The sequence below is a fragment of the Salinicola avicenniae genome (assembly GCF_023736115.1).
GTDB classification, from domain to species: Bacteria; Pseudomonadota; Gammaproteobacteria; order Pseudomonadales; family Halomonadaceae; genus Salinicola; species Salinicola avicenniae.
The window spans coordinates 67,113-92,498 of the sequence record NZ_JAKQZC010000008.1 but is presented as its reverse complement, the minus strand read 5'-3'; the positions used below and the strand labels follow the sequence as shown (position 1 = coordinate 92,498).

Genomic DNA, 25,386 nt, shown 5'->3' with positions numbered 1-25,386 from the left:
CGTAGCCTCTCGTCGTCGCGGTAAAGCCCGTCTTAGCGCAGCCAGATCACGCTGGCCATGCGCCCGGTACGCCCGTCGTCGCGGCGGTGGGAATAAAAACGCGATTCATCGCAGGCCGTGCAGAAGTGGCCGCCGCTGATGGCCTGGATGCCGAGCCTTTCGAGACGCAGGCGTGCCAAACGATAGAGATCGGCCATATGGTGGTTGAGCCGGTAGGGGCTGCGCTCGAAAGCGCTTTCCGCCTCCGGCTGGACGGCAACGAAGGTCTCGAACACTTCCGGGCCAACCTCGAATTGGGCATTCGAGATGGCCGGCCCCAGCCAGACCATCAACTCCGCCGGATCGCCCCCCATCGCCGCCACGCAGGCTTCCAGCACGCCACCGGCGAGGCTGCGCCAGCCGGCGTGGGCCAGCCCGACCCGGGTGCCCTGGCGATCGCAGAAGAACACCGGCAGGCAGTCGGCCGTGAGAATCACGCAGGCGTGGCGGCGGTCGAAGGCGACCGTGGCATCGGCCTGCGGCGGCTGTGTGCGATAGACCTCCTGATACTGCTGCATCACGCGAGCGCCGTGAACCTGATCGAGCCAGAAGAGCGGCCGATCGTCACCGACCTCGGCGGTCAGCATCTCGCGACAGCGGGCCACGCTGGCCGGATCGTCGCCGACGTGCGCGGCGGGGTTGAACGCCGCGAAATCGCCCTCGCTCGGCCCGGTCTCGCGGGTTGTCACAAAGGCGCCGACCGTGCTCGGCGCCGGCCAGTCCGGCAGCAGCAGCGTCGGCGCGGCGATCTCGCTCGACGGTTCACGGCTCATGCTCCGCCCTCCTGATCCTCGCGCAAGGCATCCAGCAGCAAATAGAGATCGTCCGGCAGCGGCGCCTGACACTCGACGGGCGCCCCGCTCACCGGATGTGTGAAACACAGCTTGTGCGCATGCAGCGCCTGACGCGGAAACTCGCGCAGCAGCGTCTTCAGCGCCTCGCCGGCACCGGCCGGCAGCTTGAGACGACCACCGTAGACGGGATCGCCCACCAGTGGATGACGCACGTGCGCCATGTGGACGCGAATCTGGTGCGTGCGCCCGGTTTCCAGCCGACAGCGCACGTGGGTATGACCGCGAAAGCGCTCCTTGACCCGATAGTGGGTGACCGCGGGCTTGCCGCCATCGGTCACCGCCTGACGCTGACGCTCCCGCGGGTGGCGGCCGATCGGCGCATCCACCTTACCCCCGGCGGTCATGGTGCCGACCACGATAGCATCGTACTCACGCGAGACGCTGCGCGCCTGTAGCTGCTCGACCAGCGCGGTCTGCGCCTCCAGCGTGCGTGCCACCATCATCAGTCCGGTCGTGTCCTTGTCGAGACGGTGGACGATACCGGCACGCGGTATCGCTGCCAGCCCCGGGTAGTGATAGAGCAGGGCGTTGAGCAGCGTGCCGTCCGGATTGCCGGCGGCTGGGTGCACCACCAGCCCGGCAGGCTTGTCGATCACCAGTACCGCATCGTCCTCGTAGACGACCGTCAACGGTATGGCCTGCGGCTCCCAGCGGGTCTCTTCCTGGAGCTGGGTATCCAGCACCAGCTGCTCGCCACCCAGGACCTTGTCCTTGGGGCGGCCCTGGCGGCCATCGATGGTCAGTTCGCCCTGCTGAATCCAGCTCTTGAGACGCTCGCGGGAAAATTCGGGAAACACCTCGGCCGCCGCCTGATCCAGGCGCCGTCCAACCAGATGCTCGGGGATGCGCTCGTCACGCTTCAAGATGTCGGCCATACGTGGTGATCGTTCCGTGTCGCCGCTGCCGGGAAAAGGGCCCGGAAACCCGCGCTCGCCCTGCGATGCAGAACCGGCCTGGCGTGCCGGTCGATGGCGCGCCGAACCCGCGTGGTGGCATGGTGCACACGCGTAGGCATTCGCGCGACGTTTCCTTTATAGTGGGTCGGATTCGGCGGATTCTAGCATGCCCGCCAAGGATTGGTTGATACGAGGATGACGATGCGATTTTCAGCGCGATTCCCCGCACTGGGCGCCCTGGTGGTGGCGGGCGCCCTGCTCGCCGGTTGCGCCAGCAATGAACCCGCTCCCGAACTGCAGGAGCAGGATCTCTACCAGCAGGCCCAGAGCTCGCTTGACGCCGGACGCTACAGCACGGCCGTGACCCAGCTCGAAGCACTCGATACCCGCTATCCGTTCGGTCGATTCGCCGAGCAGGCTCAGCTCGAGCTGATCTACGCCTACTATCAGGTGGAGAACTGGGAGCAGGCACGCGCCGCCGCCAGCCGCTTCATCCGTCTGCATCCGGATCATCCGCAGATCGATTACGCCTACTACATGCGGGGTCTGGCCGCCTATCAGGCCGGGCGTTTCAGCCTCGAAGGGCTGGAGCTGATCGATATCTCCAAGCGCGACCTCGGCGCCTCTCGCGACGCCTACGTCGACTTCGGCGAGCTGGTCCGCCGCTTCCCGGATAGCGCCTACGCCCCAGACGCGCGCCAGCGCATCGTTTACCTGCGCAACGTCATGGCTCGTCACGAACTGCAGGTGGGTGACTTCTATCTGCGCAAGGGCGCCTACGTGGCCGCCGTCGAGCGCGGCCGCTGGGTCATCGAACACTACCCGAAGTCGACCGCCACGCGCGATGCCCTGGCCGTCATGGTGGAAGGCTACCTCGGACTCGGCATGCGAGATCGCGCCGAGAACGTGCTGCAGACGCTGATCCAGAACGACCCGGACAACGACCAGCTCGACGGGCAGACCTTCGTGCCGCGTCATGTCGATGTCGACCCGCCGCTGACGGCACAGGGCTAGCCGTCGCAGCCCGCGTCGAGCTCCCAAAAAAAGCCAGCGACCTCTGTCGCTGGCTTTTTTGATAGCGTCAGACAGCCAAGGGCTCGACTAGCTGCCGGGCTGCCAGCCATTGACGATCGGATAGCGCCGGTCGCGGCCAAACCCTCTGAGCGTCACACGAACGCCCACCGGGGCCTGGCGCCGCTTGTACTCGTTGCGGTCGACCAGTTTGACCACGCGATAGACGTCGTCGTGGGCGAATCCCGCCTCGATGATGGCCTCGGCGCTCATGTCACCCTCGATGTAGCGCTCGAGGATGCCATCGAGCACGTCGTAGCCCGGTAACGAGTCACTGTCCTGCTGATCCGGCGCCAACTCGGCCGACGGCGGGCGGGTAATGACGCGCTCGGGGATCGCCGGCTCCTGCGTATTGCGCCAGGTCGCAAGACGATAGACCCAGGTCTTGTAGACATCCTTGAGCGCATTGTAGCCGCCGACCATGTCGCCATAGAGCGTGGCATAGCCCACGGCCATTTCGCTCTTGTTGCCGGTCGTCTGAACCATCAATCCCTTCTTGTTGGAGATCGCCATCAGCAGTACCCCGCGCACGCGGGACTGCAGATTCTCCTCGGTGGTGTCGGCCTCGAGCCCGCTGAAGCTCTCGGCCAGCGTCGCGGTGAATGCTTCCACCATCGGCGCGATCGGCATCACCTCGTAGGCGACGCCCAGCATCTTCGCCTGCTCGGCGGCATCGGCGCGCGAAATCTCCGCCGTATAGTGATACGGCATCATGACCGCGTGCACCCGATCCGGCCCCAGTGCATCGACGGCGATGGCCAGCGACAGCGCCGAATCGATGCCGCCGGAGAGCCCCATCACGACGCCCTGGAAGCCGCTCTTGTTGACGTAGTCGCGCAGCCCCGTCACCAGCGCACAATAGAGATTTTCCTCGGCACCCGGTAGCGGCTCGCGCTCGCCGGGCTCGGGGTGCCAGCCTTGGGAGGTCTGCACGAAACGGACCGGCATCAGCCCCACCTGCCAGAACGGCGCGCGGATGGCGACGTCGCCGGCGGCGTCAAGAATCAGCGAGCCGCCATCGAACACCAGCTCGTCCTGACCGCCAATGGCGTTGACGTAGACCAGCGGCTTGCCGACCTCACGCGCTCGGCCGGCGAACAGACGCTCGCGCTCGGCCGGCTTGTCGAGATGAAACGGCGAGGCGTTAAGCGTGACCAGCACATCGGCGCCGGCCTCGGCGACCTGGCGAACCGGGGCGCCATCCCACAGATCCTCGCAGATGAGGATACCGAGCCGCGCGCCAGCATGGGTCACGACCATGGGCTCGTGCCCGGGTTCGAAATAACGATCCTCGTCAAAGACCTGATAATTCGGCAACGCCTGCTTGGCGTATTCGCCCAGCCACTCGCCGCCGCGTAGCGCACCGGCCAGGTTGTAACGCTGCCCGTCACGCATGCCGGGGTAGCCGATGATCACCAGGGTTTCCGGGGCGATGCGCGCCAGCTTTTCCGCCATCTCCTGGTGCGCCGCCTGCAGGCGAGACTCCATCGCGTCGCGCAGCAGCAGGTCCTCCGGCGGATAGCCGGTCAGAAACAGTTCACTGAAGACGACCACGTCGGCACCGTGCTCGATGCGCGCCTCGCGTACCGCCTCGATCGCGGCCGCCGTATTGCCGGCGATATCGCCGACCAGCGGATCCAACTGCGCCATTACCAGGGTCAGTTCTTGCATCGCTCCACTCTTCTCCAGACGGGGGCGTCCTTCTCCAGACAGGGCGTCGCTGCCGGCGAATCCTCGACCGGCGTGCGTGCCATCGGCACGACGACTCTTGGCTTATTTTCGCGCATGCCGGGGAGAGAGGCAAAACGGCAGCAGTTTCGCTCGTCTCACGCTCCATCGACCGGCGAGGGGCAACGCCCCGCGACAGCACACGCCGAACGGCTAGCTGGGCGCCGACAGCCAATAGGGACGCGGATCGACAATCGGCTCGCAGCCGATCAATTGATCGACCAGCAGCCGTGTCGCGGCCGGCGCCAGCACTAGCCCGTTGCGAAAGTGACCCGCGTTGACGTGCAGCCCTTCGAACCCCGGCACAGCACCGATAGCCGGCACGCCATCCGGCGACCCTGGCCGTAACCCCGCCCAGTGGTGCTCAACCGGACAGTCGGCGAGCGCCGGCACGATCGACAGGGCGCTCGCGTAAAGCGAGGCTCGCGCTGCCGCCGTCGTCTGCTTGTCGAACCCGACCTCCTCGAGGGTCGATCCGGCCAGAACACGACCATCGGCCCGAGGGATAACGTAGCGGCCGTCCTTCAGCACCACGCGCTCGACCAGCCCCGGCGGCGCTCGAAACAGAATCATCTGCCCGCGCACCGGCCGTATCGGCAGCGCCACGTCGACCGTGTCCAGCAGCTCGCGCGACCAGGCCCCCGTGCAGACCAGCGTCTGTCCGGCGTGCAACTCGCCCGTCAGCGTCTGTACGCCATGAATCACCCGTCCCGTGCGGGCAAACCCGGTCACCGTCACGCCCTCGTGCAGCGTGACCTGCGACATCTGCCGGAGTCGCTGGCGCAACGCCTGCCCCAACCGCGGGTTACGGATGCTGCCCAGCGTCGGCATCCACAGCGCGCTGTCGAAGCCTGGCGCGGCACTGGGCTCGCGCGCATAAAGGGCCTCGGCGGCGATTCGCTCCAGTGGTTTGGCCATCTCTCGCGCCCAGTTCAACGCCGGCTCGACATCGTCGACGCGCAGATAGAGCAACCCCTTCTGCCGATACTCCGGGTCGATGCCGGTCTCCTCGTGCAACCGCCCGGCGAGTTCGGGATAGCGGCCCTCCGACCAGCGCGACAAGGCCGAAATCGGTCGCGAGTAGCGCCAGGGATAGAGCGGCGAGACAATACCGCCGCCGGCCCAGGACGCCTCGCGCCCGCACTCGCCGCGTTCGACCAGTGCCACCGATGCCCCGGCATCGGACAGCTGCAGCGCCGTCATCATGCCAATGACGCCGCCCCCCACGATCAAGAAATCCGACATCCCGCCGATATCCCTGCAAAAGCTCGAGTCTATCATCCACAGCCGTCACGGAACTTGCCATGCCCTGCCATTCAGGACCGGCCCTCGTCTCGCGACAGACCGGCTTCACGCTGATCGAGCTGCTGATCGTTCTGGTCGTGGCAGGCATCGTCGCCGGCCTCGGCTTCTCCGCCGGCCAGTGGATCGATCGACGACATCTGGATGAAGAGACCCAGGCCCTGCACCAGCGCCTGGAGGCGTTGCGCCAGCTGACAACCGCCACACGCCGCGAGTGGCAGCTGTGCCCGCTCGCGCCCGGCGGCGGCACGGCCTGCGGCGAGAACTGGCAGGCCGGCTACCAGTGGGATCTTGTCTCCGGCGACGGCGGTCATCTGGCGGGACGACATGCGGTCGAAGGCGTGACACTCGATTGGAACCACAGTGGCAACCCGGTCTTCGCCAGCGCGCCGTGGCAGTTCCATACCGCCATGGGCAGCTTTTCCCTCTGCAACGACAGCGGCGGCAACCGTATCACCATCAACAATGCGGGGCGGATACGCGTCGAGGAAGGCAACGACACGGGCTGCACGGACTGAAGGCCAGCAGACGGCGTGGCACTAACGTGGCGTGGCGGCCTCGACAGCCCTGGCCTCGGACGTGGCGAAAGGACGGGAGACGGGAATGCACTGCTCGACGCGCTGCCAGCGCTGCGGGGCCTCGCGGGCGAGAACACGTGCCAGCACGCGCTCCGCCTGCTGGGGGGATGCATCGTTCGTCGCGGCCCGAGGCGTCGTGGCCCGAGCCGCTTCGGTCAACGCGATATATCGAATCTCCAGCGACCCGTCGGCCTGACGCACGCGGCACTTGCGCTCGTCAGCCCAGGCACCGGCCGCGACGAACACCAGCAGCAAGCAGATCGCCCCCCGCCTCACCATGCTCCCCACTCCATATCGTCACGGACCAAGCCGCGATCGCCGCGCGAGTCCAGCCACAGCACGCCGAGTTCCGACGCCGTATCGCGCGGCGTCGCGGTCATGCGCACGAACTGCCCGTCGACCCCGGCATCCTCATCCTCTCCGCTCGTGCCGCACCCCGGCTGTGAGCCGCAGATCGCTAACGTATAGTCGTCGTTCTCCCATGAGGTGCCGCCCAGGGTCGCCAGGTCGGGAGCATACTGCAGATACTGCCCGTAGTAGCTCTCCTGGCGTGCCATGGCCGACTGCAACAGCGCCTGCGCGGCACTGCGCCGGGAGCGCTCGATGTACTGCTGGTAGCTGGGAATGGCAATCGTCGCCAGAATGCCGACGATGACGACGGCTATCATCAACTCGATCAAGGTCATACCGCGCTGCTTGCGCCTCATGGAGCCGCCTCCGTCATGTCATACCAGTAGGTGCGGCGCGTGCGATAAGGCAGCGCCAGCCCGCCTGCATCGCCCCGCGCACCTTCGCCGACCAGCCGTCCCAGATTCGCGGCGCCGACGCCCTGCAGGAACAGCTCGCCATCACGCACGATCAACGACGGCCGGCTCAGCAAATACTCGCCGGCCTCGACAGCACGCGCATTGCGATCGAGCGCCTCGTCGGGAAAGTTCACCGCCCGCGCACCCCGAGCGGTCAACAGCTCGAGCCCGAACAGATAACTGCGGCCGATGACCGGCACGCAGATCGATGTCGGCACCTCGGGCACATAAGCGGAGAAGTAGACCACGCCGTTGATGGTCACGCTCTCGGAAAGTACCTTGGCACCCGGCAGCGGCAGCGCGTAGGCGTTGTCCAGGTAGAGAACCCAGCCGGATCCTTGCGCCCAGACGGCAGCACAGCGATCGCCCGGTTCCGCACTGTCTCGCTGCTGGCAGTAGGTTTCCCCCGTGACGTCCGCCAGATCCGTCGGCTCGGCCGGAGTCACGACATCGTCGACCTCGACGCCGGCGACGCTGGCCGGGTCGCGTACTACAAAGAAAGCATCGCGCACCGCAGCGCCGCTGCCCCCCTCGCCGCCGGACTTGGGATTGGCGCGGTCCCCACTCCCGACCAGCAGTAGGTCCTGCTGACGCCCCCCGACGGCCAGACTGACGAAATCGATGCTGTTGTAGAAACGGCGATTGTCGCGGCCGGCGCCGCCGAGCGCGGCGACCTGGCGGAGACGCCACGCCGAGGGCGTGCTGCCGGCGAGATCGAGCCGCCACAGACTACCGCCGACATCGCCGAGATAGACGCGATCGGCGACGCCGTCGCTGTCGATATCGACCACCTCGGGGGCGGCGGGAATGGCGTGACGGAAGACGCCGTTGCCGATGAATCGCCCGGGCAGACTCGCATCGGCGCGATAGACCAGCGAGCCGTCGAGCGCATCGACGATATACACCGCCCGCCCTGCACGGTCGGGCGTGCCGGCATCGCGCCCCGGATCGTCCCGCCCGTCGTCGTAGCCACCGCCGATCACGAAAACCGGATTGGCATGCCCCGGCACCCGTGTCGGGATCGGCGCCGCCCAACTCTGGCCGAGCTCGGCGAAGTCGCCGGTGGGCGCGATCTCCCAGGCCAGCCGCGGCGAGGTGGGATCGCTGACATCGAGGGCGTAGTAGCGGCTTCCACCACGGCGCAGGCCGAACGCCAGGATGACCCGATCGCCGTCACTGGCACGAATGCGCCCGTCACCGTTGGTATCGATGCGCACATAGGACGCGGGTCCATCGATGCCGTAAGGGTGCTGCAGCGTGTCGTCCGAGGAAACGACCTCACGATTCTCGCGCAGCACCGCGTGCAATGGCCCGAGGGCCTGCGGTGTGAAGGCCCACCGTTCCTCGCCGGTATCGCCGTCGACGAAGTGCAGGAAGCCGGCATTGGTACCGAAGGCCAGGTAGAGCTTCTCGTCATCCTGGCTCTCGCCGCCGTAGTTGAGCGCGATCGGATCCGAGTGGAGGATATCGCCGAGAAGCCATGGCCGAGCCTCTTCGCGATCGCCATCCCCATCCTCATCCTCGGTATCCCGGCCACGGCTCCAGTCGAGCAGCGTCGCCAGCGCCTGATTCGATGTCTCGTCCGGCAGGCCCCAGGCCGACGGGTCGCGCATCCACCCCTGCCCGGCGCTGAAGTCACTCAAGCCACCATCGACGTCTGTCACGATCCGGCGGCCGTCGTGGCCAGCACTTCGCAGCGACCGGTCGACCGCACGGCGCAGCAGCCCGCCAACGCCGCCCGCCTCGACCGTGTTGCCGTCCGGCTCGTCGAGAGCCAGCGTATCGCTCCACCAGGTCCAGGCCGTGTCCAGAATATCGCCGGTCGACGGATTGAACGCCTCGCGTCCCTGCCGGTCCGCCCACGATTCCTGCGCTACGAATCGCAGGCGCTTGAGGTTGCCACTCCAGCGCGGCGTGTTGCGCGGCAGAAAGCGCGGCAGGTAGAGCCGGTCGAAGCTCTGGGTGTTGCTGGTGAAGGCGGCGGAGACCGCCGGCGCGGAGAAGGTCGTGCTGCGCGAAAGAATATCGTCGATCGCCACCTGAAACGCCGAATAGAGCTGGTCCGCATTGGTGGCGGTGAAATACCCAACGCAGGCCCCATTGCCATGATAGCGGGTATCCTGGCGTGCAATCGGGCAGCTATCACCATCGACGTTGAGCGGCGAAGCGGTATCCGCCAGCAGTTGCTGGTCGGTATCGAAGCCAATGGTATAGGTCGTGACCGGCCCCCGCTCGGTCTCGTCATCGGAGAAGGTCTCGAGCCGCTGCATATACTCGGCCAGCTCCGGCATGCAGTTCTGTTCACTCGTGGGTTGCGCGTAACGGTCCAGGGAAGGATAGCTACGACAGCCTCGAAAGAAGCTCTGACCCGCCACCAGAGAACGGATATCGTTGTTGGTATCAGTGTCATTTTGCGGAACGCCATCCGTCATGTAGATCACGTAGATCGGCTCGCAGGGGCGCAGCGGTGAACGATATCGATACCCCGCAATCGCAGAAGAGGCATAGGCTGGGTTGGTATCGGCGCGATCGCGAGAGCGGGTCCCGTTCGCAGGCTCCACCCCGGCGAAATAGCGATAGATTTCGTAGTAGGTCTCGCAAAGCGGTGTCGACGTGCGCGGTTGTAAACTCTGAACCGCCCCGAGCAGCGCACGTCGCTGTTGATCGCTACTGTTCTGTCCCTCCCCTGGCAAGGGAAAGATGACCCTCCCCCCATCGGGAGACATGCCATTGTAATTGAAGATTGACAGGCCGAAGTTGACGTTGGGGTTGTCGCGCACCAGGTTGTCGATGACCGACCGGGCAATGGCGACCTTGGTTTCACTGCCCTGCTCGCTGGGCACGACGTCGCGCATGCTCCCCGAGGTATCGAAGAGGATCATCACCTGCGGATTGCCCCCGCGCTCCTCGATATCGTAGAGACTGCGATAGATATCGGTATCGTCGGCGTGAGTGCCGCCGCCGAAGAGCACCAGCAGCATTAGCACCAGAACACGGGAAGCGAGCGTTAGTGTCTCTGCGCCGGGGGTGTCTGTGTTCATGGCGTCTGCGTGCCTCGTGGGCCATTGAAGATACCCGCGCGGCTGTCGCCGCCGGAAGAGACGTTGATCGTCTCGACCAGCAGTCCCAACACCTGGGAAGAGCCAGCTCGGCTGACCGTCTGCTCACCCGTGCCACTTAGCTCTACAGGCAGGCAGCTGCCGCTCGAATAACCGGTAACGAGACAGTCGTAGCCGGGTCGCAGCAATTCGATCGAGAGCGCCAGGGTCTGGCCATCGCGAGCCGATGGTGAACCGCCCGACTCGTCCGCGACCGCCTCCTGCCAGTCTCGAGGCTCGCCCGCCTGCGCGGTCTGGGTGATCGTACGAATCGTTTCGGTCTCACGGCTGGCCGCGACCAAGCGGCTGTCGAGCGCCTGGAACAGGCTGCGCGACTGCTGCTGCACCACGCCGATGCGCGACTGCGAGATCACGGTCTCGACCAGTGCCGCGGCCACGATCGCCAGCAGCAGCAGGAAGATCAGGCTCATGATCAACGCCGCACCACGCTGATATCGCGCGCTCGGCTGCGCGAACCTCGGCCGCGCCGTTAGCAAGCCGCCCCGCTCATGGCGCATCGCCGTCTCCCATCCGGTGCATCTCGATCGGTACGACGAAGGTGAAGCGGCGATATAAGCGCCCCGGCGCGCTCGCGACTTCACGCCCGTCGCTCAAGCGATAGACGGCCGTCTCGCGATAGGTGGCACGCACCGCGACCGAGACCACGGCGTCGATCTCGACCGCATCGACTCTCGGCATGATCGCCGCGGACAACGTCTCGGTTGCCCTCCAACCGTTCTCGTCGTGCCAGCGAAAGGCCAGCGCCTCCACGCCCTGCAGCACCTCCTGGCTGGCCAGACCACTGCCGGTGATCCATAGCCGACGCAGGGCGTCGTTATCTTCGCTCAGATAGTAGAGGCTACCGCCGTACTGCCAGTGATCTTCGGGCTCGGCGCGCTCGGGGGTCGCGGGCGGCGCACCGTCGCTGAAGAATCCGATGAACGGATAGAAACTGCTGATGGCCGGGCCGTCGCAGCCTGCTGATTCGCAGGGCTCGGACGCATAGCGCACGGCCACGAACGTCTGCTCCTCGCGCGGCTCGTGCAGCGAGCAGCCCGCGGGCGACTGACGCGACGCCCACACGCCCAGCGGCCGATCCGCCGTGGCGACGCTCGCCTCCTCGCCGCGCCCGAAGGCGAAATCACCCTCGCAGTCGTTATCGAGCGTCAGGTTGCCGGTGCGTTCGGCGGCCGCCGGCACTCGCCCCCAGAAGTCGGCGCGTCGAAACTCGTCGCTCAGTCGGCCGTGCAGAAAGCGCATGCGCGCATCGAGCGTCGCCCGCGCCTCGGCCTCCTGTGCCCCGCCGGCGCTGGCCAGATAGATTCGCGACACGGCCAGGATCATGATGACGCCGATCGCCAGCGCGATCATCAATTCGATCAGCGAAACCCCGGCCTGACGGGCCCCATGCCCTCGTGGGCGTCTCAGGCCAATCACGACTCGCCCACCCAGGCATCGAGCCGAACCCAGCGCTGATAGGGGCCATTGTCGCGCGCCGCGACGCAATCGGGCAGCGCCTCCGGCGGCGTCATGGGCAGCCGAGCCTGCCAGACCAGCACGACCGAGACCTCGGTTGTCTCGACGCGCGAGACGCAGACACGCGGCGCGGGGAGCGACCGACGCGCCAGCATCTCCTGCCCCCAGGCGTTCAGGTCCGCCGGCGGCGTCTCGGTCGCAGCCGGCGCGTCGCCAGCATCACTCGCGCCCGTCGTTTCGTAGGCACCGAGATAGCCGTCGAGGTGGTCGGCGCGCAGCTTGACCCGTTCGAGCAGGTCTTCCGCCAAGATCGTGGCGGTACTGCGAAAGCCCGCTTCCTGACCCAGCCGGGTCTGCTCGGCCAGCAGCCGCGCGGTACCCAGTAGACCGATGCTGAACACCGCCACGGCAACCAGCACTTCGATCAGCGACAGGCCACGCTGACGCACCGGCGCCGACGCCGGTTCGTTCGAGATTGGCCCGTTCGAGATTGGCCCGGCCGAGATTGGCATGGATCGCTCGTAAGCTCCGTCTCGTCGCGACGTCGTCAAGACGCCAGCGATCGTGTCACGCGCCAGGGTAGCGCGCTCGGGAGAGAAAAAGCGGCGGTGTCGGCAAAGGCCGGCAATGCCACGTCGATAAGCACGTTATCGACCGGCCGGCGGGAAAGTTTAGGCAGGCCCTGCACCGGCTGGTGCAGGGCCGCGCGAGCGAAGAGCGCCGTCTGAAGCGTCACTCAGCGCTGGCGATGACCCGCTCGCGCAGTTCGCGCGGCATGGAGAAGGTGATGGTTTCCGGACGACCGTCGAGCTCTTCCGGCGCGTCGGCACCGAGCGCCTTGAGCCGCTCGATCACGCCGTTGACCAGGACTTCCGGCGCGCTGGCACCGGCCGTAATGCCGATGGTGCCAACGCCCTCGAGCCAGCTCGCCTCGATCTGCTCGGCATCGTCGATCAGATGGGCCGGCGTACCGATCCGTTCCGAGAGTTCGCGCAGGCGATTGGAGTTGGAGCTGTTGACGCTGCCGACCACCAGTACCAGGTCGGACGTATCGGCCAGTTCGCGCACCGCGTCCTGCCGGTTCTGGGTGGCGTAGCAGATGTCGTCCTTGCGCGGCCCCTGAATCTCGGGGAAGTGCTCGCGCAGGGCGTCGATCACCTTGGCGGTGTCGTCCATGGACAGCGTGGTCTGAGTGACGAACGAGAGTCGGGACGGATCGCGCACCGGCAAATTGGGCACGTCGTCCTCGTGCTCGACCAGGTGAATCTTGCCGCCATAGCGCTCATCGTAGCGGCCCATGGTGCCTTCGACCTCGGGATGCCCGGCATGCCCGATCAGGATGCACTCCTGGCCACGCTTGGCGTAGCGCAGCACTTCCATGTGCACCTTGGTCACCAGCGGGCAGGTGGCGTCGAAGATCTTGAGGCCGCGCCGTTCTGCCTCCTCCTGCACCGCACGCGAGACGCCGTGGGCGGAGAAGATGACGATGACATCATCGGGCACTTCATCGAGCTCTTCGACGAAGATCGCGCCGCGCTCGCGCAGGTTGTCCACCACGAAGCGGTTGTGAACCACCTCGTGGCGCACGTAGATCGGCGGGCCGAACACGTCGAGCGCCCGGTTGACGATGTCGATGGCGCGATCGACGCCGGCACAGAAACCGCGGGGATTGGCCAGCTTAATTTGCATACGAACCTCGCGCTAGGGAACCGCTGAATTCGAAGCGCCCCCGGCCGGCAATCACCGGGAGCGTGGCTTCAGTGGGGATCAGGCGTCAGTGGGTGGTGGCCGGACGCACGTCGATGATCTCGACCTCGAAGGTCAGGGTACGCCCTGCCAGCGGATGATTGAAGTCGACCTCGACGTGGCGCTCATCGACACTGGCGATCACACCCGGCAGTTCGCCGCCAGCCGGATCGGCGAACGACATCACCGTGCCGGGCTCGACCGCCTCCTCGAAGGCATCGCGGGAGAGCCGCTGCACGTTCTGTGGATTGTGCTGCCCGAAGGCGTGCTCCGGATCGATGGAGAAGGCGCCTTCGTCGCCGACGCCCATGCCCTTGAGCGGCGCCTCGAAGCCCGGCGGCAGATTGCCGTCGCCGAGCTGAAAGGTGGCCGGCGCCTTGTCACGTGTCGAGTCGACCACGTCGCCGTCCTCGAGCTTGACCGTGAAGTGCAGCGTGACCTCCATCCCCTCGTCGATACGGTACGCTTCGCTCATGAGTCCCCTCCGGTGGTTGTCCGCGAGGCGCGCTGACGGCGCGACTCGAACAGCGACTGCAGAATCAGCCCGATGGCGCCCAGCGTGATCGCCGTATCCGCCAGGTTGAAGGCCGGGTAGTAGTGTGGCCCCCAGTGGAACGACAGGTAGTCGACCACATAACCGTGAACAAGCCGGTCGTAGAGATTGCCGATTGCCCCGCCGATCACCAGCGCGAGCGATACCGCGGTCAGCGTCTCGCCGCGCTTGAGCCGGGAGAGCCAGACCGTCAGGCCGACGCTGGCGGCGACGGCGATCAGGGCGAAGAACCAGCGCTGCCAGCCCGCATGCTCGGCCAGGAAGCTGAAGGCCGCCCCGGTGTTGTGCAGCAGCGTCAGGTTGAAGACCGGCAGCACCTCGAGCGGGCGACCGTAGTCGAGATGCGCCGAGGCCAGCGCCTTGAATCCCAGATCGAGCGCGATAACGACCAGCGAAAGCCAGAGCCAGCGCAGCGGGCGATGCATGCGCGCCGGCGTCGCCGGCTCACGGGAAGCGGAGAGATCAGGCAAAGCGGCGTACCTCGCCCGGGCCACCCGGCAGGTTGGCGATGGAGCGCGCGGACAACGTCGGGTGCGCGGGATCGGCGCCCACGTCCGGGCGACGCTCCCAGCTACGCTCATCCTTCTCGTACGGACTCAGCCGTACGGCGACCTTGAGCCCGTCGAGCTCGGTGGCGCGGGCGTCGCCACCCTCCGCCAGCGGCGCCAGTGTCGCCTCGGAGGTAATCAGCACGAAGCGTAGCTCGTCCTCGAAGCGCGACAGCAGCGCCTGCAGCGTCTCATCGACGTACAGTGTGACCTCGCTGTCCAGCGCCCCCTTGATCACGCCCTGGTTGCGCGCGTCCTCGAGCTGCTTGTTGACCGCCTGCTTGACCGCGATCACCTGCTCCCAGAACTCGCGCCCCATCGCGTCGCCGGTTGTGTCCGCCGGCAGCTCGCGCAGCCCTGTGTAGTAGGTCTCGAGATGTACACTCTCGCCACGCGCCCCGGGGATATTCTCGAAGATCTCCTCGCCGGTGAACGAGAGGATCGGCGCGACCCAGCGCGAGAGCGCCTCGACGATATGGTAGAGCGCGCTCTGGCAGCTGCGGCGGGCCAGCGAATCGGCCTGGGTGGTGTACTGGCGATCCTTGATGATATCGAGGTAGAAGCCGCCCATATCGCGGGCGCAAAAGTCGTGCACCTGCTGGTAGACATCGCGGAAGCGATAGTCGGCGTAGGCTTTCTGTATCCGTGACTGCAGCACCGCCGCGCGATCCACCGCCCAGCGGTCGAGCGCCAGCATGTCGTCGAAGTCGACCAGGTGCTCGGCCGGATCGAAGCCGCTGAGGTTACCGAGCAGGAAGCGCGAGGTGTTGCGAATACGCCGATAGACGTCCGCGGTACGCTTCAGGATCTCGTCGGAAACCGCCATCTCGCCGGAGTAGTCGGTGGAGGCCACCCACAGACGCAGGATGTCGGCACCGAGCTTGTCCATCACCTGCTGCGGCGCGACCACGTTGCCGAGCGACTTGGACATCTTGCGGCCCTTTTCGTCGACGGTAAAACCGTGGGTCAGCAGCGCCTTGTAAGGGGCGTGACCGTCGATCGCACAGCCGGTCAGCAGCGACGAGTGGAACCAGCCGCGATGCTGGTCCGAACCTTCCAGGTAGAGATCCGCTCGCGGGCCGTTGTCGTGACCGAGCGGATGCGAACCGCGCAGCACGTGCCAGTGGGTGGTGCCGGAGTCGAACCAGACATCGAGCGTATCGGTGACCTTCTCGTAGTCGGCCGCCTCGTCACCCAGTAGATCGCTCGGCTCGAGCTTGAACCAGGCATCGATACCCTCCGCCTCGACGCGCGTGGCGACCGCTTCCATCAGTTCGACGGTACGCGGATGCAGCTCGCCGCTGGCGCGGTGGAGGAAGAACGGAATCGGTACGCCCCAATTGCGCTGCCGCGAGATACACCAGTCAGGACGGTTGGCGATCATCGAGTGCAGGCGTGCCTGCCCCCAGCCGGGAATGAAATCGGTGGCATCGACGCCGGCCAGCGCCTTGTCGCGCAGCGTCCGACCATCGGCGCCTTCGCGATCCATGCCGACGAACCATTGAGCGGTGGCGCGGTAGATCACCGGCGTCTTGTGGCGCCAGCAGTGCATGTAGCTGTGCGAAATCTTCTCATGTGCCAGCAGCGCGCCAGCGGCCTCGAGCGCGGCGACGATCTGCGGATTGGCCTTCCAGATCATCTGCCCACCGAACAAGGGCAGATCGTCGGCGTAGACGCCGTGGCTCTGCACCGGATTGAGGATCTCGTCGAAGGACATGCCATAGGCGCGGCAGGTCACGAAGTCGTCCTCGCCGTAGGCCGGCGCGGAGTGGACCAGTCCGGTACCGGCACCGAGTTCGACGTAGTCGGCGAGATAGATCGGCGACTGGCGCGCGAAACCGGCATCGCTGACGGCCAGCGGATGCTGAAAAGCGAGACGATCGAGGCGGGCGCCCGGTGCGGTGGCGATGACATCGCCGGCGAGCGCAAAACGCGCGAGGCAGCTTTCGACCAGCTCTTCGGCCAGCAGCAGCAGGCGTTCGCCGGTATCGACCAGCGCATAGGTGAATTCCGGGTGGACGTTGAGCGCCTGGTTAGCCGGAATGGTCCAGGGCGTCGTGGTCCAGATGACCGCGGCAGCCGGCTTGGGCAACGCCTCGAGACCGAACGCCGCCGCCAGCTTGTCGTCATCGACGCTGGGAAAGGCCACATCGATGGCGTCAGACTGCTTGTCCTGATATTCGACCTCCGCTTCGGCCAGCGCCGAGCCACAGTCGAAGCACCAGTTGACCGGCTTGAGCCCTTTGAACACATAGCCACCCTCGACCATCTTCGCCAGCGCGCGGATCTCGCCCGCCTCGTTGACGTAGTTCATGGTCAGATAGGGATTGCCCCAGTCGCCCTGTACGCCGAGCCGTACGAAACCTTCCTTCTGCACTTCGACCTGAGCACCGGCATAGTCGCGACAGAGCGCGCGCGCCTCGTCCGCCGACAGATGCTTGCCGTGAGTCGTCTCGACCTTATGCTCGATCGGCAGGCCATGACAGTCCCAGCCCGGCACGTAGGGTGCATCGAAGCCAGCCAGGCTTTTCGACTTGACGATGAAGTCCTTGAGCAGCTTGTTGACCGCGTGGCCGATATGGATGCTGCCGTTGGCGTACGGCGGGCCGTCGTGGAGCACGAAGCGCTCGCAGCCCTGACGCGCTTCGCGCAGCCGGGCATAGAGATTCATGTCATTCCACTGCGCGATGCGCGACGGCTCCCGCGACGGCAGGTTGCCGCGCATGGGGAAGTCGGTCGAAGGCAGGTTCAGCGTGTGCTTGTAGTCGCTCATGGCAAGGATTCAGTCATCTCGGGTATCGGTGGGCGCCGGGCCTGCGTGAGCGTCGGCATTCGAGGGCTCGGGCGGCAGCGGCGCCGATGCCAGCGGGAAACGGGATTGCGGTAACGTGGCAGCGATGATGCCGGTCTCTTCGATGGCCGCGGTGGGGGCGTCATGCGGCGACTCGACGCTTTCGGACGCGCCGGCGCCACCTGATGCCGCGACGAAATAGCGTCGGGCGCCATCCAGATCGCAGCGAATCTGGTTCACCAGCGCGTCGAAGCCATCAAAGCGGATCTCGCCGCGCAGGCGCGCGCAGGGCACCACGGTCAGGGACGATCCGTACAGGTCGAGCTCGCGATCGAGCAGATGAACTTCAAGCATCGGGCGCTCGGCGCCGACGGTCGGTCGCCAGCCGATATTGGCGACGCCCGCGACCCACTCACCGTCGGGCAGGCGGGTCGCACAGGCAAACACGCCTCGCATCGCCAGCGGCCGCTGCGGCAGCGGTATGTTGGCCGTGGGAACGCCGATCGTCCGCCCCAACTGACGGTCGCGCACTACGCGCCCCTGAAACGCATAGGGCCGCCCCAGCATGCGCGCTGCCTGATAGAAGTTGCCGCTCGCCAGCAGGGTACGCACCCGGGTGCTAGAGACTCGCTCGTCATCGAGCGTAAAGGTCCGGGTATGCTCGACGGCAAAACCGCGCTGATGGCCGACCGCCTTCAACAGAGAGAAGTCCCCGGCACGATCGCAGCCGAAGCGAAAGTCGTCGCCGACCACCAGATGGCGCACGCCGAGACCGTCGATCAGGACGCGCTCGATGAACTCGTTTGCAGTGAGGCTGCGCAGGGCCGCGTTGAACGGCAGACAGAGCACACGGTCGACGCCGAGCGCGGCGAGCAACGCCACCTTGTCGCGCAGACGAGTCAGGCGTGGCGGCGCCTGGTCACCGGCAAAGTACTCCCGTGGCTGCGGCTCGAAGATGACCACCGTCAGTGGCAGCCCGGCCGACCGCGACAGCGCCTTGAGCTGCTCGAGAATCGCCTGGTGCCCGAGGTGCACGCCATCGAAATTGCCGATCGTCGCGACGCAGCCCGCTGCCACCTGCGAGGCTGAAGCCTGCGCGGCGCGCGCGCGACCGGATGCCAGGTTGTGCAGACCTCGAATCAGTTGCATGCCGACTCGCCGTTCTCAAAGGATGTCATTATAACCAAGGGTCTCGCCTCGACATAACCATGGGCCCGCGCCCAGCCTGTCTCAATTCGGCGCCCGCCGTCACGCTTAGCCACGCAATCGGAAGTGGTGCAGGCGCACGCCGGTCAGCGCCAGCCAGCCGAAGTAGGCCATCACACCGCCGACGACCAGTAGTGCCAGCTCGGCAGCACGCCGCCAGGCGCTCCAGCCAACCCAGGCATGCCACTCCGGCGTCAGCCACCATAACCCGGCACCCATCAGCGTGCAGCCGCCGAGCACCTGGACCGCGTAGCGCCCCCAGCCGGGCTGGAACGTCAACACTCCGCGTCGGCGCAGCCCCAGTCCCAGCAGCCCGGCGTTGAGAAACGCCGAGAGCGCCGTCGCCAACGCCAGCCCCGCGTGCGCCAGCGGCACGATCAGCGCCAGGTTCAGCACCATGTTGGCGAACATCGCCACCACACCGATCTTTACCGGCGTGCGGGTATCCTGGCGCGCGTAGTAGCCCGGCGCCAGCACCTTGATCAGCATGAAGGCCAGCAGCCCCAGTGCATAGGCGCGCAGGCTGCGCGCCGCCATCACCACGTCGTGATCGGTCATCGCGCCGTAGTGGAACAGACTGACCAGCAGCGGCTCGGCGAGCAGCACCAGCGCCAGCGCCGAGGGCAGTCCGATCAGCAGCACCATGCGCAGCGCCCAGTCGAGCATGTGCGAGAAGTGCTCACGGGACTGTTCAGCATGGCGCTTGGAGAGCGCGGGCAGGATCACGGTGGCGATCGCGATGCCGAAGACTCCCAACGGCAGTTCCACCAGCCGGTCCGAGTAGTAGAGCCAGGAGACACTCCCGGAGACCAGGAACGAGGCCAGCACGGTATCCAGCAGCAGGTTGATCTGCGACACCGAGACCCCGAACAGCGCCGGCGCCATCAGCGCCAGAATGCGGCGCACGCCAGCGTGCCGGAAGTTCGGCCACGGCCTAGGCGTCAGCCCCAGGCGCGCCAGGAACGGCAATTGGAACAGCAACTGCGCCGCACCGGCAATCAGTACGCCCCAGGCCAGCCCCAGTGCGGGATCGCGCATCAGCGGCGTCAGCCACATCGCCGAGCCGATCAGACAGAGATTCAGCAACACCGGCGTAAAGGCCGGCACCGCGAAACGCTCCCAAGTGTTGAGCACGCTGCCGGCGAAGGCGGTCAGCGAGATCAGCAGCAGGTAGGGAAAGGTCAGCCGAAGCATCTCGGCCGTCAGCGCCAGCTTACCGGGGTCGGACTGGAAGCCGGGCGCGAACACCCAGACCAGCCAGGGCGAGGCAGCAATGGCCAGCGCCGTGATCAACACCAGCACGAAGCCGAGGCTACCGGCCACGGCATCGAGCAGCTCGCGCACCTCGGCACGGGTGCGCTGCGTGGCGTACTCCGACAGTACCGGTACGAAAGCCTGATTGAAGGCGCCCTCGGCAAACAGCCGACGCATGAAGTTGGGGATCTTGAAGGCGACGAAGAAAGCGTCCGCCCCGCTACCGGCGCCCAGCAGCATGGCGATGACCACGTCACGCACCAGCCCCAGCACCCTCGACACCAGGGTCATCGTGCTGACCACCATGCCGGAGCGCAGCAACCCGCCACGCGCCGCCACGGCCGCCGTCGATGTGGACTTCTCGCTCATGCCGCGACTCCGCCAGAGTTTCTCGTCATCCCGCCTGCCATCGTCCTGCTCTCGACATGTCGGCGTTGCGCCCACCCGAGCGCCAACGCACGACGCAAAGAGCTGGCACAAAAAAACCGGCCGAAGCCGGTTTTTTCGTCAAGCGCGTCCGGCTCAGGCAGCCAGCGCCTTAATTCGCTTGTTCAAGCGGCTCTTGATGCGAGCGGCCTTCTTCTTGGAGAAGGCGTCCTTGTCGGCGATGCGGTCGATGACCGGCTGCGCCGCCTTGAACTCGCTGTTGGCCTGAGCCTGATCGCCGGTCTGGATCGCTTTGATCACGCGCTTGATATAAGTGCGGACCATGGAACGCTGACTGGCGTTGTGAATGCGGCGGTCTTCCGCCTGACGTGCGCGCTTGCGCGCCTGCTTGGTATTCGCCACCGTCGACTCCTTGGAGATGTTGACAGTCAATTCTGTAAGTTAAGTCACCAGGGCCACTCGCAATCGCTTCAGGCGAGCCCTGAATGATTCGGCCAAATCTTTCCGATCGCGCCCGAACCGCTGGTGTTTCGGGTCACGACGACCGTCAATGTCGACGATCTTTACGGGCCATGTCTGAGAGGATGCGGGATTCTATCACAGCCGTTCTCCGCGATACCAGTAGAAACGGGCGCCATGCCGCGCTCAGAGCACCACCAGGTTGTCGCGATGGATGAGCTCGGGGGCTTCCACGTAGCCGAGGATTTCGGCGATGCGCTGACTCGGCTGCCCCAGCAGGCGCGCCGCGTCGGCACTCGCATAGTTGACCAGCCCCTTGGCCACGCGCGCACCCTGCTCATCGACGCAGACGACCATGTCGCCACGCTTGAATACCCCCTGGACCCGACGCACTCCCACGGGCAGCAGGCTGGAACCTTGGGAGCGCAGCACCTCCACGGCCCCGGCATCGAGCGTCAGCGTCCCGCGCACCTGAAGCTGCCCCGCCAGCCAGCGCTTGCGCGCGGCCAGCGGCGCGTGATCCGGATGCAGTAGCGTCCCCAGCGATTCGCCGTCGAGCAGCCGGTTCAGCACTGCCGGCTGACGCCCACTGGCGATCGCCGTCACGGCCCCGGAACGCGCCGCCAGCCGCGCCGCGCGCAGCTTGGTCGCCATGCCCCCGCGACCGAGCACGCCACCACCACCGGCCACCGCATCCAGCGCCGGATCGCCCGCCTCGCCCTCGTTGATCAACCGGGCATCGGGATTGCCGCGCGGATCGGCGTCGAACAGCCCCTCCTGATCGGTCAGGATCAGCAGCGCATCGGCCTCGAGCAGGTTGGCCACCAGCGCGCCCAGGGTATCGTTGTCGCCGAAACGGATCTCGTCAGTGACCACCGTGTCGTTCTCGTTGATCACCGGCACCACACCGAGCTGTACCAGCGTGCGCAGGGCCGAGCGCGCGTTGAGATAGCGCTTGCGATTGGAGAGATCGTCATGGGTCAGCAGCACCTGGGCGCTGCGCAGGTGATGGCGCGCAAAATGCGTCTCGTAGCACTGCGACAACCCGCTTTGACCGACCGCCGCGGCAGCCTGAAGCTCGTGCACGGCCGTCGGCCGCTCGTGCCAACCGAGGCGCACCATGCCCTCGGCGATCGAGCCGGAGGAGACCAGCACCACCTCGATACCGCGCTGGTGCAGCGCCGCCATCTGGTCAACCCAATCGCCGATGGCGCGCTCATCGAGGCCGCGCCCGTCGTTGGTCAACAGCGCGCTGCCGATCTTGACCACTACTCGCTTCGCGCTCTTGAGCGCCCCGCGTCCGCCCTGCCGCTCCACCGACATCGTCGCTCTCTCCACCCTGTTATCCGACACTGCCATCCGGCCCTGGCATCCCGCCCTGCGGGCCCGTAATTCGCCACTGCCGAGACGTCACCGCTCAGCGGGTGTACTCGACCTCGACGTCATAATCGTCGTCGTCATCGTCGAGATCATCCTCGACCTCGCCACGCTTGACCCGCAGCCGTGCCTGATGCGCCTCGACCCGGGCCACCGACTCTGCCTCCATGCGCGCCCGCATGTCGCGCTCGCGCTCGGCCGCCGTCTCGTCTTCGTGCTCCAGCTGACGCTGCTCGGTGAGCCAACGGTGCGCTGCCTGCACCAGGGTATCGGTTCCCTCACTGGCGATCGCCGACAACCGATAGACAGGCCCGCGCCAGCCCAGGCGCTCGACGATATCGGCAACTCGCGCCTCGCGCTCCGCTTCCGGCACCAGGTCGAGCTTGTTGATTACCAGCCAGCGCGGCAGCTCGGCCAGCGTCGGCGAAAAGCGCGCCAGCTCACCGGCGATGGAGTCGACCGCCGCCACCGGATCGGACTCGTCGAACGGCGCCGCATCGACCACGTGCAGCAACAGCCGCGTACGCGTCAGGTGTTTGAGAAAGCGCAGGCCGAGACCGGCCCCATCCGAAGCGCCTTCGATCAGCCCCGGCACGTCGGCCATCACGAAATGCTCGTGCGGCCCCAGCTTGACCACGCCGAGGTTGGGCACCAGCGTGGTAAAGGGATAGTTGGCGACCTTGGGCTTGGCCGCAGAGACGGCCCGGATCAGCGTCGACTTGCCCGCATTGGGCAGACCGAGCAGACCGACATCCGCCATCACCTTCATTTCCAGACGCAGCTTGCGCCGCTCGCCGTCCGTGCCCGACGTGGTACGCCGCGGCGCACGGTTGGTCGAGGACTTGAAGTGGATATTGCCAAGCCCGCGACGTCCGCCTTGAGCCACCAGCACGACCTGTCCTTCACTGGTGACGTCGGCGATCACTTCGAGCGTATCTTCGTCGATCACCGTGGTCCCGACCGGCACCTTGACGTGCAGGTCCTCGCCGGTCTTGCCGCTCATCTGGCGCCCCTGTCCGGGCTGACCATTCTGGGCCTTGTAGAAGCGCTGGAACTTGAAGTCGATCAGCGTGTTCAGTGACTCATCACCAATCAGATAGACGCTGCCACCGTGGCCGCCGTCGCCTCCGTCCGGGCCGCCCTTGGGCACGAATTTCTCGCGCCGGAAGCTGAGGCAGCCATTGCCCCCTCTGCCAGCCTCGACGGTAATCGACGTTTCATCGACGAACTGCATGTCACTCTCCCGGCGGCGCGCCGCTCATGTGGATCCCGCACAAACGAAAAAGCCCCGCCTGGGCGGGGCTTTTTCAAGCAGCATTCGTGACGTCTCAGGCGGAGACCACACTCACGAACTTGCGGTTCTTTGGACCTTTCTGCTCGAACTTGATGACGCCGTCATTCAGTGCAAACAGAGTGTGGTCCTTGCCGATACCGACGCCAGTGCCGGCGTGGAACTTGGTGCCACGCTGACGCACGATGATGTTGCCGGCGATGGCTTTCTGTCCACCGTACAGCTTGACACCAAGGCGTTTCGATTCGGAATCGCGACCGTTACGCGTACTACCGGCGGCCTTCTTGTGAGCCATTGCGAATACCTCTTCTGTCGGGGGAATGATCCGCTTACGCGGAGATTCCAGTGATCTTGACTTCAGTGAACCACTGACGGTGGCCCTGACGCTTCATGTGGTGCTTACGGCGACGGAACTTGATGATCTGCACCTTGTCGCCACGACCGTGAGAGACGATCTCGGCAGTCACCTTGGCACCCTCGACCAGCGGCGCACCGACCTTGACGTCGTCGCCGTCGGCAACCAGCAACACCTGGTCAAGCTCGAGGGTCTCACCGGTCGGCACTTCCAGCTTCTCGAGCTTCAGTGTCTGACCTTCCTGCACGCGGTACTGCTTACCGCCACTTTTGATTACAGCGTACATATTGCTCTCCGGACACTCATCGGGGTTGGTGCTCTTCGATCGGCCTGCGGCGAGTGGTGCCCCTTTTGGCAACCATCTGACAGGGAGCGGGATGAGTTGGGTCGCGGATTATAGCGACTCACAGCATTCTCCACAAGCCCGCAACGGCCCGCGCGCGTCGGGCGCGCGGCTTGACGCACCCCAGGGGGCCACCTAGCATAGCCCGTCAGCCCAAGGCCGGCTTCGAACGGCCCCACCCGCACCAGTGACAAGCCGACCATGCAATCCAACGCAGCATCCATCCATGCGTCGGTGGCTGAGGATTTCGCCGCCGTCAATCGCACGATTCTCAATCAACTGGCGTCGCGCATCCCTCTGGTCGAAACCATCGGTCAGTACATCATCGAGAGCGGCGGCAAGCGCCTGCGCCCGCTGCTGGTGCTGCTCGCCGCTCGTTCGCTGGACTACGCGAGCGACAGGCACATCACGCTGGCCACACTGATCGAGTTCATGCACACCTCGACACTGCTGCATGACGACGTCGTCGACGAGTCCAGCCGGCGCCGCGGCAAAGCCACCGCCAACGATACCTGGGGCAACGCGCCGTCGGTGCTGGTCGGCGACTTTCTCTACTCACGTTCGTTCCAGATGATGGTCGAGGTGGGCTCGATGCGCATCATGCAGGTGCTATCCAGCGCCACCTGCGTGATCGCCGAGGGCGAAGTGCAACAGCTGACCAATATCGGCAACGCCGATATCGCCGAGTCCGACTACTTCGACACGATCCAGGGCAAGACCGCGATGCTGTTCGAGGCCGCCTCTCACAGCGGCGCGATCCTCGCCGACGCGACCGCCGAGCAGGAGCGCGCTTTACAGCTCTACGGACGCTACCTCGGCCTCGCCTTCCAGTTGATCGACGATCTACTCGATTATCAAGGCGACGCCGAGACCATGGGCAAGAACGTCGGCGATGATCTCGCCGAAGGCAAGCCGACCCTGCCGCTGATCCATGCCATGCGCGAAGGTAACGCCGACCAAGCCGCGCTGATCCGTCAGGCGATCACCGATGGCGGGCTGGAGCAGCTCGACGCTGTCCTCGAAATCGTGCGCACGACCGGCGCCCTCGAGTACACCCAGCAACGCGCCGAGGAGATGGCAGCCAAGGCACGCGAACAGCTGGAAATTCTCGCGCCGAGCCCGTATCGCGAGAGCATGGAGCAGCTGACGCACATCGCCGTCGACCGGCAAGTATGACGCGCCGCCCAACTCCCTGAAAAACGGGGTTGCGCCGGGGCTCGGGATCCGT

At 66.0% G+C, this 25,386-nt stretch carries 24 protein-coding genes; 3 read left to right on the top strand and 21 right to left on the bottom strand.

Annotation, left to right across the window (positions count from 1 at the left end):
* Nucleotides 1-32: 32 nt before the first annotated feature.
* A complete protein-coding gene (gene pgeF, locus MC381_RS18075; RefSeq protein ID WP_251979150.1) occupies nt 33-812 on the bottom strand; it encodes a peptidoglycan editing factor PgeF in 780 nt (259 codons plus the stop codon).
* On the bottom strand, nt 809-1,768 hold the full coding sequence (gene rluD, locus MC381_RS18070) for a 23S rRNA pseudouridine(1911/1915/1917) synthase RluD (RefSeq protein ID WP_251979149.1): 960 nt from the start codon (nt 1,766-1,768) through the stop codon (nt 809-811). Before rluD ends, pgeF begins: the two co-directional genes overlap by 4 nt.
* Before the next feature lie 222 nt (nt 1,769-1,990).
* Between rluD and MC381_RS18065 the strand changes: the two genes are divergently transcribed.
* Nucleotides 1,991-2,803, top strand: a complete 813-nt coding sequence (locus MC381_RS18065) for an outer membrane protein assembly factor BamD (protein ID WP_251979148.1) — start codon at nt 1,991-1,993, stop codon at nt 2,801-2,803.
* A gap of 87 nt (nt 2,804-2,890) precedes the next feature.
* Here the strand turns inward: MC381_RS18065 and MC381_RS18060 are convergent, their stop codons facing one another.
* A complete protein-coding gene (locus MC381_RS18060) occupies nt 2,891-4,531 on the bottom strand; it encodes an NAD+ synthase (protein ID WP_251979147.1) in 1,641 nt (546 codons plus the stop codon).
* A 210-nt stretch (nt 4,532-4,741) separates the two neighbouring features.
* Nucleotides 4,742-5,833 (bottom strand): glycine oxidase ThiO, encoded by a 1,092-nt coding sequence (gene thiO / locus MC381_RS18055; protein WP_251979146.1) that lies wholly within the window; start codon nt 5,831-5,833, stop codon nt 4,742-4,744.
* Between the two features lie 59 nt (nt 5,834-5,892).
* Here thiO and MC381_RS18050 point away from each other — a divergent pair, with 59 nt between their 5' ends.
* A complete protein-coding gene (locus tag MC381_RS18050; protein ID WP_251979145.1) occupies nt 5,893-6,408 on the top strand; it encodes a prepilin-type N-terminal cleavage/methylation domain-containing protein in 516 nt (171 codons plus the stop codon).
* Between the two features lie 21 nt (nt 6,409-6,429).
* Here the strand turns inward: MC381_RS18050 and MC381_RS18045 are convergent, their stop codons facing one another.
* The 17 genes from MC381_RS18045 to rplU all read right to left on the bottom strand — a co-directional run bounded on the left by MC381_RS18045 (nt 6,430) and on the right by rplU (nt 24,101).
* On the bottom strand, nt 6,430-6,747 hold the full coding sequence (locus MC381_RS18045; RefSeq protein WP_251979144.1) for a hypothetical protein: 318 nt from the start codon (nt 6,745-6,747) through the stop codon (nt 6,430-6,432).
* The gene (locus tag MC381_RS18040; RefSeq protein WP_286009810.1) at nt 6,741-7,175 is read right to left on the bottom strand and encodes a type IV pilin protein; all 435 of its coding nucleotides are present in this window, start codon (nt 7,173-7,175) and stop codon (nt 6,741-6,743) included. The genes MC381_RS18045 and MC381_RS18040 overlap by 7 nt, the downstream gene beginning before the upstream one ends.
* Nucleotides 7,172-10,315 carry a pilus assembly protein gene (locus MC381_RS18030; protein WP_251979143.1) on the bottom strand — a complete coding sequence of 1,048 codons (3,144 nt, stop codon included), beginning with the start codon at nt 10,313-10,315 and terminating at the stop codon, nt 7,172-7,174. Before MC381_RS18030 ends, MC381_RS18040 begins: the two co-directional genes overlap by 4 nt.
* Nucleotides 10,312-10,803, bottom strand: a complete 492-nt coding sequence (locus tag MC381_RS18025; RefSeq protein WP_251979142.1) for a hypothetical protein — start codon at nt 10,801-10,803, stop codon at nt 10,312-10,314. Before MC381_RS18025 ends, MC381_RS18030 begins: the two co-directional genes overlap by 4 nt.
* Nucleotides 10,804-10,879: 76 nt before the next feature.
* Entirely contained in the window at nt 10,880-11,809 is a 930-nt protein-coding gene (locus MC381_RS18020) for a PilW family protein (protein WP_251979141.1), read from the bottom strand.
* The gene (gene pilV, locus MC381_RS18015) at nt 11,806-12,360 is read right to left on the bottom strand and encodes a type IV pilus modification protein PilV (protein ID WP_251979140.1); all 555 of its coding nucleotides are present in this window, start codon (nt 12,358-12,360) and stop codon (nt 11,806-11,808) included. The genes MC381_RS18020 and pilV overlap by 4 nt, the downstream gene beginning before the upstream one ends.
* A gap of 220 nt (nt 12,361-12,580) precedes the next feature.
* Nucleotides 12,581-13,537: a 4-hydroxy-3-methylbut-2-enyl diphosphate reductase gene (ispH, locus tag MC381_RS18010; RefSeq protein ID WP_251979139.1), complete on the bottom strand. Its 957-nt coding sequence runs from the start codon at nt 13,535-13,537 to the stop codon at nt 12,581-12,583.
* Nucleotides 13,538-13,622: 85 nt separating this feature from the next.
* Nucleotides 13,623-14,069 carry an FKBP-type peptidyl-prolyl cis-trans isomerase gene (gene fkpB, locus MC381_RS18005; protein WP_251979138.1) on the bottom strand — a complete coding sequence of 149 codons (447 nt, stop codon included), beginning with the start codon at nt 14,067-14,069 and terminating at the stop codon, nt 13,623-13,625.
* Nucleotides 14,066-14,617 carry a signal peptidase II gene (gene lspA, locus MC381_RS18000; RefSeq protein WP_374708188.1) on the bottom strand — a complete coding sequence of 184 codons (552 nt, stop codon included), beginning with the start codon at nt 14,615-14,617 and terminating at the stop codon, nt 14,066-14,068. Before lspA ends, fkpB begins: the two co-directional genes overlap by 4 nt.
* Entirely contained in the window at nt 14,610-17,468 is a 2,859-nt protein-coding gene (gene ileS, locus MC381_RS17995; protein ID WP_251979137.1) for an isoleucine--tRNA ligase, read from the bottom strand. Before ileS ends, lspA begins: the two co-directional genes overlap by 8 nt.
* A gap of 9 nt (nt 17,469-17,477) precedes the next feature.
* Nucleotides 17,478-18,635 (bottom strand): bifunctional riboflavin kinase/FAD synthetase, encoded by a 1,158-nt coding sequence (gene ribF, locus MC381_RS17990; protein ID WP_251979136.1) that lies wholly within the window; start codon nt 18,633-18,635, stop codon nt 17,478-17,480.
* Nucleotides 18,636-18,740: 105 nt separating this feature from the next.
* A complete protein-coding gene (gene murJ, locus MC381_RS17985) occupies nt 18,741-20,315 on the bottom strand; it encodes a murein biosynthesis integral membrane protein MurJ (protein WP_251979135.1) in 1,575 nt (524 codons plus the stop codon).
* A 153-nt stretch (nt 20,316-20,468) separates the two neighbouring features.
* Entirely contained in the window at nt 20,469-20,735 is a 267-nt protein-coding gene (gene rpsT / locus MC381_RS17980) for a 30S ribosomal protein S20 (protein WP_251979134.1), read from the bottom strand.
* A gap of 243 nt (nt 20,736-20,978) precedes the next feature.
* Nucleotides 20,979-22,115, bottom strand: a complete 1,137-nt coding sequence (gene proB, locus MC381_RS17975; protein WP_251979133.1) for a glutamate 5-kinase — start codon at nt 22,113-22,115, stop codon at nt 20,979-20,981.
* Between the two features lie 94 nt (nt 22,116-22,209).
* On the bottom strand, nt 22,210-23,403 hold the full coding sequence (cgtA, locus tag MC381_RS17970) for an Obg family GTPase CgtA (protein WP_251979132.1): 1,194 nt from the start codon (nt 23,401-23,403) through the stop codon (nt 22,210-22,212).
* Nucleotides 23,404-23,497: 94 nt separating this feature from the next.
* Nucleotides 23,498-23,755 carry a 50S ribosomal protein L27 gene (gene rpmA / locus MC381_RS17965; RefSeq protein WP_189446102.1) on the bottom strand — a complete coding sequence of 86 codons (258 nt, stop codon included), beginning with the start codon at nt 23,753-23,755 and terminating at the stop codon, nt 23,498-23,500.
* A 34-nt stretch (nt 23,756-23,789) separates the two neighbouring features.
* Nucleotides 23,790-24,101, bottom strand: a complete 312-nt coding sequence (gene rplU, locus MC381_RS17960) for a 50S ribosomal protein L21 (protein ID WP_251979131.1) — start codon at nt 24,099-24,101, stop codon at nt 23,790-23,792.
* 258 nt (nt 24,102-24,359) lie between these two features.
* Here rplU and ispB point away from each other — a divergent pair, with 258 nt between their 5' ends.
* The gene (ispB, locus tag MC381_RS17955) at nt 24,360-25,334 is read left to right on the top strand and encodes an octaprenyl diphosphate synthase (RefSeq protein ID WP_251979130.1); all 975 of its coding nucleotides are present in this window, start codon (nt 24,360-24,362) and stop codon (nt 25,332-25,334) included.
* Nucleotides 25,335-25,386: the final 52 nt, after the last annotated feature.